The 17839-nt window shown below is 38.2% G+C and carries 21 protein-coding genes and 1 pseudogene; 5 read left to right on the forward strand and 17 right to left on the reverse strand.

Annotated features, from left to right (window positions below):
• Positions 1-443: 443 nt before the first annotated feature.
• Together spoIIP and gpr are read right to left on the reverse strand one after the other, a co-directional pair.
• Positions 444-1370, reverse strand: coding sequence for a stage II sporulation protein P (gene spoIIP / locus ABH966_RS14415; RefSeq protein WP_370079507.1), 927 nt, complete (start codon positions 1368-1370; stop codon positions 444-446).
• A gap of 52 nt (positions 1371-1422) precedes the next feature.
• Positions 1423-2439, reverse strand: coding sequence for a GPR endopeptidase (gpr, locus tag ABH966_RS14420; protein WP_370079508.1), 1017 nt, complete (start codon positions 2437-2439; stop codon positions 1423-1425).
• Positions 2440-2601: 162 nt separating this feature from the next.
• Here gpr and rpsT point away from each other — a divergent pair, with 162 nt between their 5' ends.
• Positions 2602-2850 carry a 30S ribosomal protein S20 gene (gene rpsT / locus ABH966_RS14425; protein WP_142508923.1) on the forward strand — a complete coding sequence of 83 codons (249 nt, stop codon included), beginning with the start codon at positions 2602-2604 and terminating at the stop codon, positions 2848-2850.
• 135 nt (positions 2851-2985) lie between these two features.
• On the opposite strand, the gene holA is transcribed toward rpsT, so the two are convergent.
• Complete coding sequence (gene holA, locus ABH966_RS14430; RefSeq protein ID WP_370079509.1) at positions 2986-3996, reverse strand: DNA polymerase III subunit delta; 1011 nt, start codon at positions 3994-3996, stop codon at positions 2986-2988.
• A gap of 165 nt (positions 3997-4161) precedes the next feature.
• On the opposite strand from holA, the gene ABH966_RS14435 reads away from it, so the two are divergent.
• Positions 4162-4299, forward strand: coding sequence for a YqzM family protein (locus tag ABH966_RS14435; RefSeq protein WP_142508925.1), 138 nt, complete (start codon positions 4162-4164; stop codon positions 4297-4299).
• A gap of 32 nt (positions 4300-4331) precedes the next feature.
• Here the strand turns inward: ABH966_RS14435 and ABH966_RS14440 are convergent, their stop codons facing one another.
• The 14 genes and pseudogenes from ABH966_RS14440 to ABH966_RS14505 all read right to left on the reverse strand — a co-directional run bounded on the left by ABH966_RS14440 (position 4332) and on the right by ABH966_RS14505 (position 15497).
• Positions 4332-6512: a DNA internalization-related competence protein ComEC/Rec2 gene (locus tag ABH966_RS14440; RefSeq protein ID WP_370079510.1), complete on the reverse strand. Its 2181-nt coding sequence runs from the start codon at positions 6510-6512 to the stop codon at positions 4332-4334.
• Between the two features lie 107 nt (positions 6513-6619).
• Positions 6620-7189 carry a ComE operon protein 2 gene (locus ABH966_RS14445; RefSeq protein WP_370079511.1) on the reverse strand — a complete coding sequence of 190 codons (570 nt, stop codon included), beginning with the start codon at positions 7187-7189 and terminating at the stop codon, positions 6620-6622.
• A 106-nt stretch (positions 7190-7295) separates the two neighbouring features.
• Positions 7296-7943 carry a helix-hairpin-helix domain-containing protein gene (locus ABH966_RS14450; protein WP_370079512.1) on the reverse strand — a complete coding sequence of 216 codons (648 nt, stop codon included), beginning with the start codon at positions 7941-7943 and terminating at the stop codon, positions 7296-7298.
• Between the two features lie 412 nt (positions 7944-8355).
• A complete protein-coding gene (locus tag ABH966_RS14455) occupies positions 8356-8526 on the reverse strand; it encodes a hypothetical protein (protein WP_370079513.1) in 171 nt (56 codons plus the stop codon).
• A gap of 26 nt (positions 8527-8552) precedes the next feature.
• Positions 8553-9530: pseudogene (locus tag ABH966_RS14460) on the reverse strand (DUF4085 family protein).
• 132 nt (positions 9531-9662) lie between these two features.
• On the reverse strand, positions 9663-10403 hold the full coding sequence (locus ABH966_RS14465; RefSeq protein ID WP_370079515.1) for a class I SAM-dependent DNA methyltransferase: 741 nt from the start codon (positions 10401-10403) through the stop codon (positions 9663-9665).
• A 2-nt stretch (positions 10404-10405) separates the two neighbouring features.
• On the reverse strand, positions 10406-10750 hold the full coding sequence (rsfS, locus tag ABH966_RS14470) for a ribosome silencing factor (protein WP_370079516.1): 345 nt from the start codon (positions 10748-10750) through the stop codon (positions 10406-10408).
• On the reverse strand, positions 10747-11319 hold the full coding sequence (yqeK, locus tag ABH966_RS14475; protein ID WP_370079517.1) for a bis(5'-nucleosyl)-tetraphosphatase (symmetrical) YqeK: 573 nt from the start codon (positions 11317-11319) through the stop codon (positions 10747-10749). Before yqeK ends, rsfS begins: the two co-directional genes overlap by 4 nt.
• Positions 11288-11878: a nicotinate-nucleotide adenylyltransferase gene (locus tag ABH966_RS14480; RefSeq protein WP_370079518.1), complete on the reverse strand. Its 591-nt coding sequence runs from the start codon at positions 11876-11878 to the stop codon at positions 11288-11290. Before ABH966_RS14480 ends, yqeK begins: the two co-directional genes overlap by 32 nt.
• 9 nt (positions 11879-11887) lie before the next feature.
• Positions 11888-12190: a ribosome assembly RNA-binding protein YhbY gene (yhbY, locus tag ABH966_RS14485; protein WP_323653381.1), complete on the reverse strand. Its 303-nt coding sequence runs from the start codon at positions 12188-12190 to the stop codon at positions 11888-11890.
• Positions 12191-12195: 5 nt separating this feature from the next.
• On the reverse strand, positions 12196-13026 hold the full coding sequence (gene aroE / locus ABH966_RS14490; RefSeq protein ID WP_370079520.1) for a shikimate dehydrogenase: 831 nt from the start codon (positions 13024-13026) through the stop codon (positions 12196-12198).
• A gap of 30 nt (positions 13027-13056) precedes the next feature.
• On the reverse strand, positions 13057-14160 hold the full coding sequence (gene yqeH / locus ABH966_RS14495; protein ID WP_370079521.1) for a ribosome biogenesis GTPase YqeH: 1104 nt from the start codon (positions 14158-14160) through the stop codon (positions 13057-13059).
• On the reverse strand, positions 14157-14678 hold the full coding sequence (locus tag ABH966_RS14500) for a YqeG family HAD IIIA-type phosphatase (protein ID WP_049667747.1): 522 nt from the start codon (positions 14676-14678) through the stop codon (positions 14157-14159). Before ABH966_RS14500 ends, yqeH begins: the two co-directional genes overlap by 4 nt.
• Before the next feature lie 36 nt (positions 14679-14714).
• Positions 14715-15497: a phosphatidylserine decarboxylase gene (locus ABH966_RS14505; RefSeq protein WP_370079522.1), complete on the reverse strand. Its 783-nt coding sequence runs from the start codon at positions 15495-15497 to the stop codon at positions 14715-14717.
• A 136-nt stretch (positions 15498-15633) separates the two neighbouring features.
• On the opposite strand from ABH966_RS14505, the gene pssA reads away from it, so the two are divergent.
• The 3 genes from pssA to ABH966_RS14520 form a co-directional block, all read left to right on the forward strand.
• Positions 15634-16134 carry a CDP-diacylglycerol--serine O-phosphatidyltransferase gene (gene pssA / locus ABH966_RS14510; RefSeq protein WP_370079526.1) on the forward strand — a complete coding sequence of 167 codons (501 nt, stop codon included), beginning with the start codon at positions 15634-15636 and terminating at the stop codon, positions 16132-16134.
• Positions 16135-16221: 87 nt separating this feature from the next.
• Positions 16222-16929 carry an RNA polymerase sporulation sigma factor SigK gene (gene sigK, locus ABH966_RS14515; protein WP_370079523.1) on the forward strand — a complete coding sequence of 236 codons (708 nt, stop codon included), beginning with the start codon at positions 16222-16224 and terminating at the stop codon, positions 16927-16929.
• 657 nt (positions 16930-17586) lie between these two features.
• The coding region (locus ABH966_RS14520; RefSeq protein WP_370079524.1) for an HTH domain-containing protein at positions 17587-17839 on the forward strand (253 nt) is incomplete at its 3' end.

Below are 17839 nucleotides of genomic sequence, written 5' to 3' on the forward strand. Positions count from 1 at the left end.
GCTTTCGCGCAGAAAACATTTGCTGATAGAAGTTTAATATTCTTTTTGATCACATAAACAACTCGGAAATAACTTCTCATATGTATGTTTTCCTTCATTCTTTTAAAATAAAGGTTAATCTTTTTCATATTTTATCCATCAAAAAAGCATCTCCAAAATGGTAGATGCTTAGCGTATTTCGCCTATTGCATATGCCGCTTTAAAACTTTTACAACTCTTCGTCAAATCTTTATGTGCTGACTCGAAAATTATAAGGCAAGAAATGAATAATTAAAAGGCTTAACAACTATTTTTTCTAAAACAAATTCCTGGTATTTTTGCTAACAATCATTCAATTTTCATACTTTGTCCAAAAAATGATTAAGTGCTACATCTAAACAAAAATTGGCAAAAAGAAGACTATAAAAAAGTCCAGCTTTTTGCCAATCCAAAAAATCTATTTTTTATTTTCCTGTATTGAAGGATTTTGATATAGCTTTTCCTATTACAGCAATTGTACGATTCAATTCTTCTTCTGTATTGTCAATTCCACCTATTTCGATTAAGATCATTTCTTTTGTTAAATCTTGATTATAACGTCCATCCACATTGTCACCACTTTTTGATATAACACCTCTGGAAATTTTCGGCACAATTTCATTCATAGCAGCTGATAGACTTTCTGCATAAGCAGTATTCCATCTATAATTCTTATGCTCTGCACCAATGACAATCGCAATCCGTGCATACGATTCGTTATTATGGGTTATCGTTGTCGCATTTTTCTTGGCAGAATCTCGATGAAAATCAATCACTAAATCATAGGATTGCTCTTGTAAACGTTTTGCTAAATAAGGACGTACAAAGTTATAAGAATCCGGAAAACTTTTTCCCTTAAGTTTTAGTTCCTTCATAACATCAACATCTAAAACGTCAGTTTGTATACCATTCATGCTAAAATGCTTAGAAATAGTATCTTTTAAATTATAAATATTTGTTTTTTCATCATAATAGGCCGCCTTCCCGCTAACAGCTTTCACCATTGGTTGATATGATTCCTGTGAATGCGTAAATAATAACAAGACTTTAAATGGATCTTGTGTTTGATCTTGTGTTTGATCTTGTGTTTTATCTTGTGCTTGATCTTTTGTTTGATCTTTTGTTTGATCTTTTGTTTCCTCTTTTGCTTGATTCTTTGTTTCCTCTTTTGTCTGCTCCAGTGCACTTTGTTCAGGTAAATTAGTAGCGGCAAACACGACTTGTTTATCCTCAGGTTCTTTAATCGGAGTCGATGCTTGCTTGTTGAACGGAAGTTGCCCAGCAATGACAGGTAATACGAAAAAGAACAACAATAAACCAAATGACCACTGTAGTTTTTTTAGCAAAGTCACACCCTCCTCCCCTTATCGTATGGAGGGGGTATGCCTTTTAGAACGAAAAAAATTATAGATTATTTGCCCATTTCATAAGCATAGAAGACACGATTTTTGCATACTTATCTACCCAATAATCGGCTTCCTTTGGCGTTACCATTAGCTGTGTATGCGAGCCTGCGAAAGTCTCTGCAAATAATTGCTGACGCTCTTCTTTAGACCATGTAGCCCATTCTCCAAAAATCGGCTGTACTAAAGACATATCTAGTTCTTTATTTATATCTGGTTGCCAAGACGACAATGACAATTTGGATGAAGGTTTACTTCGCTCTGCCACTCGTGCAGCTATAGAACGTAGCATTACCTCTACAGCATCCGCAATTAATACAGGTGCATCAACTACTGTTGGGATACCGATTGCGGTAACAGGAATGCCAAGCATCTCATATGATATTTCCTTACGCTGATTTCCTACACCTGAACCAGGGTGTATCCCTGTATCTGTTAATTGAATTGTTTTACATAAGCGATCACTAGCTCTCGTTGCAAGTGCGTCTACAACAATAATTAATTTAGGTTTTAGTCGCTCTGCTAACGCCGCTACAAATTCACCAGTCTCGTATCCTGTTTGCCCCGTTACACCAGGCGCATACATGACGAATTTTTCATCTATTACATCTAAACTATGCAAATGATCAATAAGATACGGTCCTATAGCATCTGGTGTAATTGTCCGATTCCCTAAACCAATAATTAAAATTTTGTCATCTTCTTTCCATGACATGGATTCATGCATTTTTTTGAAATTCGCAAGCAATTCTTTCTCAAGCTGCTCAAATCCATCCTGATCTTCTAACGTCAAAGTAGGCACAGAAAGAGTAATGTACTTCCCTTTCTTCTTTCCAATTTGCTTCTCACCTTCTGCATCGACGAGCACATCAGTGATTTTTACCCGACCAGCATTGATATCTTCAATTTGAATACCACTCGACTCTTTAAGTGTATCTTTTTGCTCTTTCGTTTGATGTAAAACTACCTCTTCAGACTCATCAATCAAATCCGTACGTTGCCAATTAAAATTTTGCATACAGTTCACCTCAACTGTAGTTTGTTCAAACTGTCAAGTAAATATTCTTTGCATTTATCTATTGCAATTTGTCCTAGCGTTTGTTAAAATGATTTTTGTTGTATTGACACAAGAAATCAATGAGAAGATATCATCTCGTACCTATTTTAGGAGGTGAAACATATGCCAAACATTAAATCTGCGATTAAACGCGTAAAAGTTAACGAAAAAGCTAACGCTGCTAACACTCAAGCTAAATCTGCAATGCGTACTACAGTGAAAAAAGCTGAGAACGCTGTTGCTGCTAAAGCTGAAAACGCACAAGAACTTTTACAAGCAGCTTACAAATCTTTAGATAAAGCAGCTTCAAAAGGACTTATCCACAAAAACGCGGCGGCTCGTAAAAAGTCTCGCCTTGCTAAAAAAGCGTAATTGTTATAAAAGATCAGTTTACTCTATTAAGAGTAGCTGATCTTTTTAATTTACAAGAAAATTAATTACACCTTGATAAAGCTGCCCCTATTGCTTCGGACAGCTCATCAATAGATGTTTTCTTCTACACAATCCTTAAAGCCGACGTAGTAAAAAGAGTTCTAAATAACGCTCACGATTGCCTCCAGTTGATTTCAGTTGTAAATCAACCTCTGCTAACTGATATAACGCCTTCAATAAACTTTCCTCTGATGGACGATTACGCTGCTCAACCATCAACTTGACACGATAAGGATGTATTTTTAAATTTTTTGCGATTTGCTGTGGATGATAGCCCTTTTTTAATAAATAAAACACATTGGACATCGTACGTACATTTGATGCAAGCAAACCGACAAGCATGATAGGCTCTTGCTTTTGACGTAGTAAATCGTGATAAATAGACAGTGCCCCTACAGAATCGTTTGCAAAATAAGCATTTAACATTTTGAAGGCATCCTGTTCTAACGTTTTTGCCACTAAATCCTCAACTAGCGTAGCCGTTATTTCACCGCCATCTCCTATATAAAGGGTTAGCTTCTCAATTTCCATTTGCAACTGTAGCATATTCGATCCAACCATTGCGACAAGCTGCTCAATCGCATTTTGTGTAATGCGGTTGCCCTCTGCTTTAACTCTACTCTGTATCCACACAGCTAAGTCCTGCTCCTTTGGTGTTTCAGCTTGGACTAATAACGCATGCTCCTTCATCATCTTTGTCACTTTTTTACGTTCATCCAATTTTTCATAAGGTGCGATAAAAACTGTAACTGAAAAATCAGAAGGATTAGCAAGCCATGTTTCTAAGCGTTTAATATCATGGTCAATTTTTTCTTTTCCTTTTTCAGTTGCCTTTAAAAAGGATGCGTTTTTAGCAATGATAAGCTTTCGCTCAGAGAAAAAAGGAATTGTATCTGCTTCATCCATAACGGCATCCACTGGCATTTCTTCCAAATCAAATGTTGACATCTCTATCTCTTCTTCGGGGCCTATCGCTTCTTTTAACCGTTTAACTGTTTCATCTATAAAATAACCTTCCTCACCAACGAGTAAATACACTGGTGAGAGCTCTCCTTTTTTGATATTATTCCAAACCGTTGAAATCATAATTTTCCCTCCATCTAGCAATACTACTAGTATACATGATTTGAAATTCCTTTGTGACTTTGACCGAATTGTGTCGATTCTTTGCCACATGGTAAATTCTCCGTTTCGATATAGCTTTTATGAAAACGATGTCTTATAATAAATAACAGAATTGGAGGGATAACAATGAATCCATTTGAAGGAAAAAACATACAATGTCGCCGTAACGATGCAACTGATTCAGGAGTTGGCTTCGGTGTATCATTTGGAATGTTTGCACTTATGTTTCTCATCGCGATAGTAGTAGAAGTAGCCTCTAAATAATTGAATTTAATGTACGAGGAAAAAGACCTTGCTCATTGGACAAGGTCTTTTCCCTTTTGCACAGACCAACTATTGCCACGAATTCTTACTTCAATCGTCCCATCTATTCCAGTTGTTAAAGTAGCTAAATTTCGACTTGTAAAACGCTCCACTACCTCACCATGTGGATGACGATAGCGGTTATTTAGTCCCGCGCTGAAAATGGTTAATTCAGGCCGTAACAGCTCTACAAAAGGCTCCATACTCGATGTTTTGCTGCCATGGTGTCCAGCCTTCAACACTGTCATATTCGCTAATTGCTTGTTGTAAAGATGGATAAGCTCCTGTTCACCATATTCCTCTAAGTCACCCGTAAACAATGCTCGAAATGACCCCTGTTGCATATATAAAACAATTGAATCATCATTCCCCTCATAAAGAGTGTCACGGGGCCATAAATAATAAAAACTAGTTTTTCCTATGCGCCATGCAGTTCCCCGCATTTTTTCTTTCACAGAAACTTTTTGCTTCTTGGCTTCCATCAGTAAATCCCGCATAACAGGCTTATCCATCGAACCAGGAGTGAGATGAATTTCATGCATATTAATCTCTTGCAAAATCTCTTCAGCTCCCTCTACGTGATCAGCATCCGCATGAGTGGCGATAAAAATATCAATGTTTCGTATCCCTTTTCCTTTCAAAAATGGTACCACAACTTGTCTCCCAACCTCATATGGGCTTTCTGAAGTCTTCCATATCTCCTGTTCAAAGCGTAGTACGCCGCCTGAATCAATAACATACACAGCCCTTCTAAACGGTAATTCTATAACTGTACAATCACCCTGACCAACGTTTAAAAATGTCAGCTTAGTATCGGTAAACAACATCGGTGATAAATGAATACACAATGCAGGAATAAACATGACAACTGCAAATTTACCATACTGTTTTATCTCTATAAAATAGAAGCCCGCTAATATGCTGATCAATGCTACGCAAATAAGCCATATAGCAGGCTGCCCTGGCGACCACATCTGAAACGGCAATTCCTGAAGATATAAAATAAACTTTGTAAGCCACACACGGAACGGCTCGTATCCAACAAACAAAGCTTTCGCTACTGGCATCGATATAATCGTTATGACAAACAAGACAATATTAAAAGGCAAAATAACAAGGGAAAACAGTGGTACGAAAATAATATTCGCTAAAAATGAAGAAATAGAAATTTCATAAAAATGATGGAGTAATAATGGATAAACAAGAAGCTGGCATACAAATGTAATGAAAAATGAACGGATTAACCAGTTCGTGGATCGTCTTAAAATGACACCCGAATAGACAAGACTAACCGTTGCTAAATATGACAATTGAAAGCCAATCTGATAAATGACACCTGGTTCAAGTAGGACAAAGCAAAGAAAGCTAATTGCTAGGGCATCGTCAATCGATATTTGCCACCTAGCGTAACGCATCAGCATGATTAATTCTACAACAGATACTGCGCGCCATACGGAAGGAGCACCACCCGCAATCACCCCATAGATAGGTAAAATGATGAGTAAAACTAAGGTCGCCATTTCCTTCCGTACGCCTAGACGTAAAAGGCCTTCAAAAAACAACCATGAGACAAGTGCCACATGCAAACCAGAGATAGCAAATATATGGGTGATACCAAGCTTTTGATAGGCCCTTTGAAGCTCATAATCGACTTGATCCTGCAATCCTATTAGAAGTGCTTGTGCCTCTGCAACCAGTGAATCCGGGAATGTTGTTTCAATATGTTTTTTCATATAGTGTCTCTGTTTAGCAAGAAACGAACGTATAGATTTTTTCTCTTCAATAAAGGTCCAGCTTGAAACTTCAAATATTCCCCTAGCACCTTTACTGATTAAATATTTTTCCATAGAAAACGCATACGCATGTGCAGGTGGAAGAGGGGCTACAAGTTCTCCTTGGACTAGATAGGTCCTGCCTGTCAATGAAGTAGTTTCATACAAGCTTTTCTCTTCTTCTGATGAAAATGTATAGACGACATACAGCTTCTCACCTGTTTCAGTTTTGACAAAGCCTCTAAGCTTTTGACCATTTATTTTATATTCACTCGACCAAGTTATTGAGAATGTTGACGGTAGAGGGGAAGGTTCCGTCAGTTGAAATGTTACGATGAAGAAATAAGAAAGAAATCCAATGGCTATAACAAGCGCTGAAATTAAACGCCTTTCACCTTTCAATTTAAGCCATAACGCGAAAATTAGAAGAATAGCGAGTAGCCAAGCTGACTTGTGTGCCGCTATTGAAGCAACAAGTACAGCTAGTGCTACGTAAATCCATTTATGCTTTAAAGCTTTTTGCCAAATAATGCACTCACCTTCTGTTCATATGGGAGCAATTTTTCTGCAGGCATACCACTCTCACGAAGCTCGTTTAGCATGTCTATGTACAAGGCTAATTTTTCATCGCTTAAAAAGTCGATTTTACGTTCATCAAACGGAACGTGTACAACCTCTACACCTGCTTTTTCAAATAGTTCTTGTGCATAAGGGTTATTTTTATAATCAGTAGCGTAATACACTCGTTCAATACCTGCTTGAATAATAGATTTCGTACATGGTAGACACGGGAAATGCGTAACATATAAGTCTGCACCTTTTGTAGGCGTACCATATTTTGCACATTGTAGCAGTGCATTCATCTCGGCATGCACTGTACGCACACAATGGTTCTCAACAACATAGCAGCCATTTTCAATACAATGTTCATCCCCTGTAATTGAACCGTTATAACCACCTGCTATAATTCGCTTATCTCTAACGACAGTTGCCCCTACTGCAAGCCTTGTACATGTACTACGTAATGCGAGTAAATGGCTTTGCGCCATGAAAAATTGATCCCAAGTAATTCGCTCCATATGACTACCTCCATAAATTAATAAGCTGTTCGTTTTCAACAGTCTTTTTATACTATAGTGTAGCCCTTTTTGAAAAGAAACGTCAATATCTCAAAATTTCCTGCCATTACTTAACGGTAATGAAATCCTTCAGCTTCTCAAACGTTTTTTCGCCAATACCACTCACTTTTTTTAAGTCCTCAATTGTTTTAAAGCCACCATTCTCCTCGCGATACGAAATAATGCTTTGAGCCTTAGATGGACCAATACCTGATAATGTCGTAAGTGCAGCTGCATCTGCTTTATTTAAATTAACCTTTTGATCTTTTACGCCGTTGTCACCTTGTGATGCTCCACTAGTAGGCATCGTCAAGATATTAGAGGTAATATCGTTAGGCTTTTCACCCTTTATCGGAATGTAAATAACCATCTCATCCTCAACTTTTTGTGCATGATTAATGAGTTGCGTATCAGCATTTTGCGTATAGCCTCCTGCAAGCTGTACTGCATCTATAATTCGCTGGTCAGTCTGCAGCTCATAGACGCCTGGATACATAACAGCACCCTTTATATCAACAAATACCTGCTGTATGACCGCTTCATCAACAGATTCTTTCATATCAGTTTGTTCAATAGGTTGGATTGTTTCGATGAGCTCTTCTTGGGGAGGTGAAGAGTCAGATCTCGAAAAAAAGAAGTAACAAAGTCCACTGATTACTAGTATGCCGGGGAGCAACATACTTTTTTTGTACTTTTGCCAAAAAGATTGGATCATCAAATAACATCCTTTCCTTTGCAAAAGGTAATCATATGGAGTCTATTTCATCTTACAATATCATTCAAGTGTTGAAAAGATAAATTATCTATTAAGACAAAAACGAAGGCATCCCTGAGCTGCAGTTTTGAGATTTATCGAGAACTTTTGATTGTTTATCGACCAACTTTATCGATTTATCTACCAACTTTTTTAGTTTATCTACCAACTTTTTTAATTTATCTACCAACTTTCGAAAAATATCGACATCTACCTTCATGCAACACTATCTGACCGCACTAATAATTTGCGTATAAAAATTTTCACATCAAAAAAGCGCGAGAAATCAACGTTTCTAAATTGATTTCTCGCACTTTTTAAGGTTTCGACCAGTTATGTCCCAGCCTCTTTTCAACATTACTTTCTACAAGCGTTATTCTGCTAAGATATCTTTAAATTTCGCTTGAAGCTCAGTCGTTAAGATTCCCTCATTGTAAAAATGACGAATAAACACATTTTGCATCATATCATCCTCTTGAGTTGGATCCATCTGCATTAAAATATGATTAATCTTCTCCGCGAGCTGTACTGGATTGGCATACATTGTATTCCATGCGCGAACCTTTAACTCTAAATCCGTACCGAGGGCCGCCTCCTCCAAGTCCTGTATTGGTACTGGCTCACTAAAATGTGCATACGGGTCTTCATATGTATCTGTATGAAAAAATGAATACAATCATCTAATTTTTCTGCCACACGTATTGTATCCACAAAAACGCCTTGATCATTTTCATATAGATTGCTATTTTCTAAAATTAAAAACGGTGCTTGTTGCTGAATCCCGATTACTCGTTTTTTTAATTGAGGTGTAATAAAGATTAAGCCACTCTCTAGCTGCAATGTTTGAACGTACGTAGAAAAATTACCGTTTTCAGCAAAATCACTATATGTTTTTGGGCGATAATAAAATTCAGCGTCTAACTCCTCTGCTTCAATCGTCCATTCCACTTCTGGACAATCAAAAATAACACGTAGTGCCATTCCATTCGCTGTTTTTCTGAGCTCATCATAAATATAAAACTGCTCTGGTTCTACTTGACCTACTTCACTTAAAATATTGTTAAACGTTAGAGAAATGATTGACTTTGCAGTAAAGCCCCCTGCCATATCAAATGTTAATTCTACTTGAGTAGCATTACGGCGAATACTAACTATTGTTGCATCATGAAGGCTTTGCTCAAAGACCTCTCTTTCCTTTGGTTCTATATAAGCTAACGATTTCTGCTTTTCTTCATATGCCGCATCGAGAATATTTTCAAATAGCTGCTCCTATTCATTTCTCCATCCTAAAAAATCTTCTCGTACATGTTTAGGAACATTTGGTGTATTCAACGTACGATCTAAAACATATGTATGAAATCGCAGTGGTAAATAGTTCATTAAACTATCGCGTATTACATCTAACTCCTGCTTCTTTCCCTTAAATGGATCAATATCATTTTCCTTTGCATAGGCAAGGTAATCTGTCCACTCTTCATCAGATTCGTAAATAAATAGTTTCATCGCATTTTCATACATTCTTTTTTCACGCAATGATAAATGCCACATAATTTCAGCTCCTTTTAATTAGGTTGTAAGATAACAGAAATATTTTTTCGAAAATTAGTGTTATTTGCGAAACAAAATAAACACCGGAAAGTAAAAACAGCTCCCTGGTAAGTTTACCAGCGAGCTGTTTTACTATTTTACCGCACGGATAAAAATGCGTTCACTTTCATATTCAGGGCCTTCATCAGTAAAATCTGCTGTTACTTCTACTTGTTTAAAGCCAATTTCCTGAAGCCACGCCATATATTGCTCCATCGAGAATGTGCGTTGGTTATGCTCCTCATCAAAGCGTTCATACAGATCACTCGCAGCATCACGCACATAAAACGTCATTTGGTGGACAACGGAATGTTCAAAATCGCCAGGTTCCGTATGCCATACATAGCTAATATCACCATCGTCATACGTAAACGGTCCGTCTAAAAATATATCATTCATTTTAAATAATGAATGTACGTCAAAAAACAGCTGGCCTCCATCACGTAAAGCACCATAAATGCGTTCTAATGTTGAATAAACTGCTTTTTCTTCCACTACATAATTCAGCGAATCAATAGCAATCGTTACAACGTCAAGCGCCTCAAAGCCCTCTAATTCATCCATCGACAGACAATAGAGAGGCACATGTAATCCTGCACCAGCAAAGCGCTCTGCGGCAATTGAGAGCATATCTTCCGACAAGTCAATTCCACTTACCTTGTAACCTGCCTGCGCAAACAGCAGGCCAAGCACACCTGTACCACAGCCGATATCTAAAAGATTCGGGAATTGACTGCTCGGTGCATGCTGCAAAACCCAATCCACATAAAGATTGTAAGGGATATCGGTTTGCAGCTCATCATACACGTGTGCAAATCGTTCGTAACTACTCACACTTAAGCCTCTGGCATGTCTAGTTGCGGTGCATCGCCCCATAGACGCTCTAAGTTATAATAAGCACGTTCATCTTTATGGAATACATGCGCTACTACATCTCCAAGATCGACAAGCACCCAGCGTGCTCCATCAAAGCCTTCTACACGGCGAATTTCATAGCCCTCTTTTTCTGCTATCTCTTGTAATTCACGTGCGATTGCTTGCACTTGGCGGTCAGAATTACCATGGGCAATAATAAAGTAATCTGCTAAAAGTGAAATGCCTTGCATATTTAAAACGACGATATCCTCACCATGTTTGTCGTCAATTGCTTTGTAAGCTGCTTGTAATAAAGTTGAAGTCATCCTTCACTGTCCTCTCTTTTTATCATATCGTTGTAACATTCTATTGATAATGGATAAATTGGTTGTTTTGTGTCAATTAAAAATGCCAATGTATGGCGCACACAAGAACTCATCGCTTTATCCAAATTTTTCTTTGCTTTTTTTCGCAGACGATCAACACCATCAAATTTACGATTAGGTTCAATCATATCTGCAACAAAAATAATTTTTTCTAGACGGCTCATGCCCACGCGTCCTGTTGTATGAAAACGAATAGCATTTAACATATCCTCATCTTTAATGCCAAATTCGCTTTCTGCAATATATGCACCTACTGGACCATGCAGTAATTCACTACCCCAGCCAATAAGGCGAGCATCTAATTTTTCATCACGGACGATGTTCTCCATCCATTCGATATCTGCATATTTCGCAATATCGTGAAGGATGGCAGCTATCTCAGCCTTTTTTTCATCCTCACCATATAATGTTGCTAGCTCAATGGCTGTTTCCATTACACCAATGGTATGAATATAGCGCTTCTCAGGCATGCGTGGCTTAATCGCCGCCAAGTACTGTTCGCGTTCCATATAGACCTTCCTCTCGTATGAACGTCTCTACCGCTTCAGGCAGTAAAAATGTAACCGTTCCTCCAGTAGCAAGTCGTTCACGAATCAGTGTGGACGATAAATCGATTTGGGGAGCTTCCACCATTACTATAGGGTACTCTGTAGTGGCCACTGTTCCTGGACGCTTTACTCCTACAAATTGCACAAGCTTCACTAATTCATCAATACAGTACCATGTATGAAGCGAATCAATCATGTCGCCTCCAATGATAAAGTAAAACTTCACATTAGGCTCACTTATACACATCGCAGAAAGTGTCTTATATGAATAGGATACGCCACCCTTCTCCACCTCATACGACTCCACAGAAAAATACGGATATGGACTTATTGCACGCTTTACCATTTCAAGGCGTTCCTCATCGCTAGCATCATGACGTGCGAACTTATGTGGTGGCAACGCATTGGGCATAAAGCGAACTTCATCTAGATCTAATGCATGCAGTACTTCATTAGCCATCATTAAATGTCCATTATGTGGTGGATTAAACGTACCTCCCAGTAAACCGACCCTTTTCATCGTCTCACCTTATTTCGTTGCTTTTGGTAATGCAATCTTTTTATGATTGCGTGATTCTTTATATAAAACAACTGTCAGACCGATTAATTGCACAAGCTCTGCATGAGCACCTTTAGCAAGTGCTTCTGCAACTTCATGCTTATCCTCTTCACAGTTATCTAAAATACGTACCTTAATCAACTCTCGTACTTCTAATGCTTCACGGATTTGCTTTGTCATTTCGTCATTAACGCCGCCTTTTCCTACTTGGAAAATCGGTGTTAAATGATGTGCTTCTGCACGTAAAAAACGTTTTTGTTTACCTGTTAACATAAAAATTAATTTCCTCCTAATTGCGCCTTTAATTGCGCAATCATTGAATTTGTATTTGGGTATTCACCAAGCCAATGCTCAAAAGCAATAGCCCCTTGATGAACGAACATTCCAAGACCCGTAACGACGGTTGCTCCTTTTTCCTCAGCCGCTTTTAAAAAAGGCGTCATTAATGGATTATACACAATATCGGCTACAATTGCGCCTTTTGCAAGTCGTTCTAATGAAAATGGCATTGAAAAATTGCCCGTAGCAAGTCCAGCCGATGTCATTTGCACTAAAATGCCGAAATCAGCTAATGATTCCTCAGCCTCCGCTAAAGAAATCGCATGACCTACACCCATTTCATCGACAATTGCTTGGGCATTTGCCACTGTGCGGTTAGCAATGGTTAAATTCGTAAAACCTTGCTGTTGCATTGCAAAAGCAATACCACGAGCAGCACCGCCCGCACCAATAAGAAGAACTGGCTTGTCTTTATGTGACTTACCAACCGCTTCTTCTAACGAACGTACAAAACCAACACCGTCTGTATTGTATCCTTTTAATTTTCCTTCTTTTGTTCGGACAACCGTATTAACAGCTCCCATTTTTTTTGCCAACTCATCTAGCTCATCTAAATAAGGAATGATCGCTGTTTTATGTGGGATTGTAATATTCCAGCCACTAGCACCTAATGTTTTCAGGCCAGCAACCGCTGACTCCAAATTTTCAGAAGATACATGCACTGGAATATACGTCGCATCTATTGACATTTCCTCGAACCAAGCATTATGCATCGCCGGGGATTTTGAATGCTCAATCGGATCACCCATAACCGCAAACCATTTCTTCATTTCCTAATCCCTCTTCTCTACTTGTACATCCTAAATTAGTGATGGGCGAATTGATACTTGTACACCCTTTGGGGCATAAGCTGCTACAACTACATTGGCATGCTGCACAGTAATCCATCCAAGACCAGAGAATACAACATCTGTTTTCGCTTCTTTGATAGAGAACTCATGACGCACTAATGGTGGTAGCTGTTCTATAAATTCAGCAGTTGGAGGTGCCAGCAATTCACCCTTATGCTCTGCATACAATGTATCTGCCTTCTCAAGTTTTGTTCGGTGTATTGGTAAGTCATTTGCCACGTGTACCGTAAATGCCGAACGTTCTCCTTGAATAAAGTCAAAACGAGCAAGGGCGCCAATAAATAATGTTTGTCCAGCATTTTGTTGATACACTTTTGGCTTTATTTCTTTTTTAGGCATAATATATTTTAATTCGCTAGAGTCAATATGGTGTGCCATCTGATGGTGATTAATAATTCCCGGTGTGTCATATAATGCACTACCATCATCTAATGGAATTTCAATCATATCTAAAGTGGTACCTGGGAAATGAGAAGTTGTAATAATCTCACCTTCACCAGTAGCCTGCTTGATAATGCGATTAATGAACGTGGATTTCCCAACATTTGTACAACCTACAACATACACATTTTGTCCGTTACGGTACTCATCAATGGCTTCCATTGCTTCGGCCATCCCGTTACCTTTATGGGCACTCACTAAAAGTACATCGACAGGTTGTAGACCTAGAGCCTTCGCTTCACGTTTTAGCCAATTAATCACTTTTTTCGGTTTCACAGATTTCGGTAATAAATCGGCTTTATTCGCGATTAATAACACAGGATTTTTACCTACGAAGCGGTGAAGTCCTGGTAGCCAGCTCCCATTGAAGTCAAATATATCAACAATTTTTACGATTAAGCCTTGCTGTGTTCCAAGACCGTTTAATATGCGTAAAAAGTCGTCATCTGTTAATGAAACTGGTTGAATTTCATTATAATTTTTCAAACGGAAGCAACGTTGGCAAATGACCACGTCTTTTTCTAATGATGATGGGGGTGCATACCCAACTGCTGTTTTATCTTCTGTTTGAATTGTTGTACCACAGCCAATACAATTTGGCATTTCGTTCATTCTTTTTCCTCCCAAGTACTGATTCCTTTTCGTTTTAAATTATTGAACACACGACGTTCAATAAATCGGTTGAATTTTGTTACGAGCCCATCTGATTGTGCAACTGGTTTTACTAGTACCGTATGCAAACCTAAGCGATTAGCGCCCATTACATCTGTTAGTAGTTGGTCTCCTACCATTACTACTTCCTGTGGTCGTAGTCCTAATTGAACAATTGCACTATAAAAGGCATTACGAAGTGGCTTTCTCGCCTTATGAATATAAGGAATACCTAATGGCTCAGCAAATTGCTTAACACGTGCTTCTTTGTTATTCGACGCAATAATAACACGAATGCCTGATTCTTTCATAATGCGCAGCCAAATAATTAGCTCTTCCGTTGCATCTGCACGGTCCCATTCCACAAGCGTATTATCTAAATCCGTAATAATCCCTTTAATACCTAAGTCTTGAAGCTTTTCCGGTGTAATTTCATAAATACTCGTGACAAATTCATCTGGTAATAAAAAATTATACAAAATAGCGACCCCTAATCTAAACGTATTATTCGACCATTATAGCATATTTGCGAAGGCTTCACCCATTCGAATTGGGCTTCCTTGTACAACATTTTCCGTAAATTCTATTGCATCCTTTTCAAACAGCATAACTACTGTTGAGCCGAATGAAAAATATCCGACTTCTTCACCCTTATGCCACTGTGTTGTTGTATTAGTGAGCATGATAGAATTTACAAAGGTAGCACCAACTTTAATAAATGCTATCTGTTGATCATTCGCCACTTTCAGCTCCGTTACTGAACGATAATTGTGTGAAATAGGTTTTTTACCGTATGTAAGACCGAGCTGGTTAACAGGATAAGATTTTTGACCAAGTATATATTGTCTTAGCACTTCCCCATCAATCGGGCTATGAATACGGTGATAATCTGCAGGACTCAAGTAAAACACGATAAAATGTCCATCTGCATATTGTGAAGCACGTTCTGCATTGCCAAGTAAATCATGTAAAGCATAAGGCTTACCCTTTACATGAAATGTCATATCCCATTCGATACGTCCAAAGGATTCCACTTTGGCATCCACTGGACTTACATAAGTAGTGGGATTTTGTTCAATTGGACGTGCATCTTTTAAAAGCTCTCTTGTAAAAAAGTCATGTAAACTTGAAAAATGTTGTTGTTGTTTTGAAACCTCTTCAAGATTAATATCGTATACCTTCATGTAACTCGGAATAATTCGTTTACTCCACTTTGCTTTTGCAATAGATTGCAAAAGATGGGAGGATTGCTTTCCGTTTGTTAATTCAATCAAGCGTTGATATAGTTTTTCTTTCATAAAACAAAACCCCTATCGATTAATTTAGACTGTCAATTTTTTCGCATTCGAAGTATAATGGTACAATATCTTAAGTGCAAAGGAGTGATCCCCCTTGTTTTTTTATCACAAGTTGGTGGATACCACGGTTAAGAAAATGAAATCGCAAGCAGCAAACTTTATCACAATCAGTAATATGTCCTTCGGCGGCGCGGCCATAATGGCTACACTACACGAATACTATAGCTATAGTGTCTTGTTTATCTTTATTGCAGCCCTTCTTGATCGTTATGATGGAAAGGTAGCTAGAGCACTCGGACAAGTGTCTGATCTAGGTAAACAATTAGATTCTATGAGTGATATTATATCATTTGGTGTGGCGCCTGCATTATTAATGTATAAAGTTGTCTTAGTCGACTTTGGTTTCGTCGGCATGACGATGACAGTACTATACATCATCTGCGGTGCGATGAGATTAGCTCGCTTCAATATTACTGAAGCAAACGGCTATTTTACAGGGTTACCAATTACAGCGGCAGGTACGATCTTAACTTTAACGTATTTTGCATCTGATACGTTCCACCCGGCATTTTATCTTTTCCTATTCCCAATACTAGCATTACTAATGATTAGTACAATCTCGTTAAAAAAAGTGTAACAGCGCATTTGCTGTTGCACTTTTTTTCATTTAACACAGTTTTATAACATATACTGTCGAAAAATGGGGAAAGGATGAAATCATTCAATGAGCGGAATTTTTACATCTATGTTGCAGTTATGGCTTGAAATCCCAGCGTTACTTGGCTATTTAAAGGGGCAAACATTCCATAAACCCTTTTCAAAAGAAGAGGAAGCTGCTTGTATTGAACGATTTTTAGGCGGTGATGAGCAAGCGCGTCTCGATCTAATTGAACGCAATATGAGACTCGTTGCACACGTTGTGAAAAAATTCCACCCAAAACATGAACAACTTGATGATTATATTTCCATCGGTACTATTGGTCTGATGAAAGCCGTAGAAAGTTATACGCCTGACAAAAAAACCCGTCTTGCCACTTATGCTGCCCGTTGTATCGAAAATGAAATTTTAATGCATCTGCGTACACAGAAAAAAGTGCAAAAAGATGTTAGCTTATTTGAGCCAATCGGTACAGATAAAGATGGTAATGCACTACAAATCCGAGATCTCTTACAATGCGATGAAGAAAGTGCAACAGAAAAACTTGAACATAAAGAGCATGTTGCACAACTATATCATTATTTGCATATGCTTGACGATCGTGAACTCGAAATCGTTACACTCCGCTATGGTCTAAACCAGCAAGATGCACTTACACAAAAGGAAATCGCTGCACGTTTAAATATTTCTCGTAGTTATGTATCTCGCATTGAAAAGCGAGCTCTTATTAAACTCTATCAATTATATAAACGAGATCAAAAGATTATTGAGTAATATATTGTAAATTGATACTTATAAAATTTCAACATTCCCATTACTTTATTCTGCAATTAATCTTGTATTTTTTGTTACAAAAGTACCCCTTAGGCTGGTCACCATAACGTAGAGTTGATTTTCGTTCCGACTGACGCTCTCCCGTGGGCGTCTGATGAGCCTCTTGGGGTAATAGGGTATTTTTGTGCGAAAGCGGAGCGGCAGCAACAATATGTTTTGTCTGTGCGAAAGCGGAGCGCAGCAACAACATGTTTTGTCTGTGCGAAAGCGGAACGCAGCAACAACATGTTTTGTCTGTGCGAAAGGAAGCGGCAACAACAACAACAGGAGGTTGGTACAAAGGCGTTGTCACAGACGTGATGTTTTAGCCTTTGTTCCCCTACCTGCTCGCTCCAGGGTCTAATCTGTGACGTTAATCCCCAAAGAGTCGCCTAGCTTCCACTCCAATACTTATATACAAAACATACGTTTTAGCAAACATCATCCCTAACTTTTAGTAATAAGCCAATCCTTAGCAAGTTAGCGTAATAAATGAAGTAATAAAAAAAACTCTCTTGCGATTTAAAATGTACCCTATAAGATAGACACTTAAAAAAAGTCTCTCTTATAGGGTACTTTTATTTATAATGAACATAACAACTAGATGGAGCAGAACTTATGTCAAAGAAACTATTTACTAATCAAGAACAAAAATTACTCAAGAAACATCCTTATGTAAAGGCTGTTAGTGAAAAAGGAATTACTTACACAGATGAATTTAGAGCACTAGCTATTGCAGAATATGAAAAAGGCAAATGTTCACGTGAAATCTTTGGAGATGCAGGCTTCGATATCGACCTGGTAGGGATTCATCGAGCGAAATCAGCTTTAAAACGTTGGCGAGCAGCTTATAAAGAAAAAGGTGTTTCAG

This window comes from Lysinibacillus sp. RC46 (genome assembly GCF_041262385.1).
Classification (GTDB): domain Bacteria; phylum Bacillota; class Bacilli; order Bacillales_A; family Planococcaceae; genus Lysinibacillus.

Bases quoted from the DNA above. Each gene is read 5' to 3' on its own strand.
- ABH966_RS14455 (WP_370079513.1), bottom strand. From the start codon at position 8,526: ATGTATGCCAATCCAGTACAGCTCGCGGAGAAGATTAATCATATTTTA.
- ABH966_RS14445 (WP_370079511.1), bottom strand. From the start codon at position 7,189: ATGGAGCGAATTACTTGGGATCAATTTTTCATGGCGCAAAGCCATTTA.
- sigK (WP_370079523.1), top strand. From the start codon at position 16,222: ATGAGCGGAATTTTTACATCTATGTTGCAGTTATGGCTTGAAATCCCA.
- gpr (WP_370079508.1), bottom strand. From the start codon at position 2,439: ATGCAAAATTTTAATTGGCAACGTACGGATTTGATTGATGAGTCTGAA.
- aroE (WP_370079520.1), bottom strand. From the start codon at position 13,026: ATGAAGAAATGGTTTGCGGTTATGGGTGATCCGATTGAGCATTCAAAA.
- ABH966_RS14480 (WP_370079518.1), bottom strand. From the start codon at position 11,878: ATGAAAAGGGTCGGTTTACTGGGAGGTACGTTTAATCCACCACATAAT.
- yhbY (WP_323653381.1), bottom strand. From the start codon at position 12,190: ATGTTAACAGGTAAACAAAAACGTTTTTTACGTGCAGAAGCACATCAT.
- holA (WP_370079509.1), bottom strand. From the start codon at position 3,996: ATGATTTCAACGGTTTGGAATAATATCAAAAAAGGAGAGCTCTCACCA.
- rsfS (WP_370079516.1), bottom strand. From the start codon at position 10,750: ATGACTTCAACTTTATTACAAGCAGCTTACAAAGCAATTGACGACAAA.
- ABH966_RS14435 (WP_142508925.1), top strand. From the start codon at position 4,162: ATGAATCCATTTGAAGGAAAAAACATACAATGTCGCCGTAACGATGCA.
- yqeK (WP_370079517.1), bottom strand. From the start codon at position 11,319: ATGGAACGCGAACAGTACTTGGCGGCGATTAAGCCACGCATGCCTGAG.
- yqeH (WP_370079521.1), bottom strand. From the start codon at position 14,160: ATGAACGAAATGCCAAATTGTATTGGCTGTGGTACAACAATTCAAACA.
- ABH966_RS14450 (WP_370079512.1), bottom strand. From the start codon at position 7,943: ATGATCCAATCTTTTTGGCAAAAGTACAAAAAAAGTATGTTGCTCCCC.
- ABH966_RS14505 (WP_370079522.1), bottom strand. From the start codon at position 15,497: ATGAAAGAAAAACTATATCAACGCTTGATTGAATTAACAAACGGAAAG.
- pssA (WP_370079526.1), top strand. From the start codon at position 15,634: ATGAAATCGCAAGCAGCAAACTTTATCACAATCAGTAATATGTCCTTC.
- rpsT (WP_142508923.1), top strand. From the start codon at position 2,602: ATGCCAAACATTAAATCTGCGATTAAACGCGTAAAAGTTAACGAAAAA.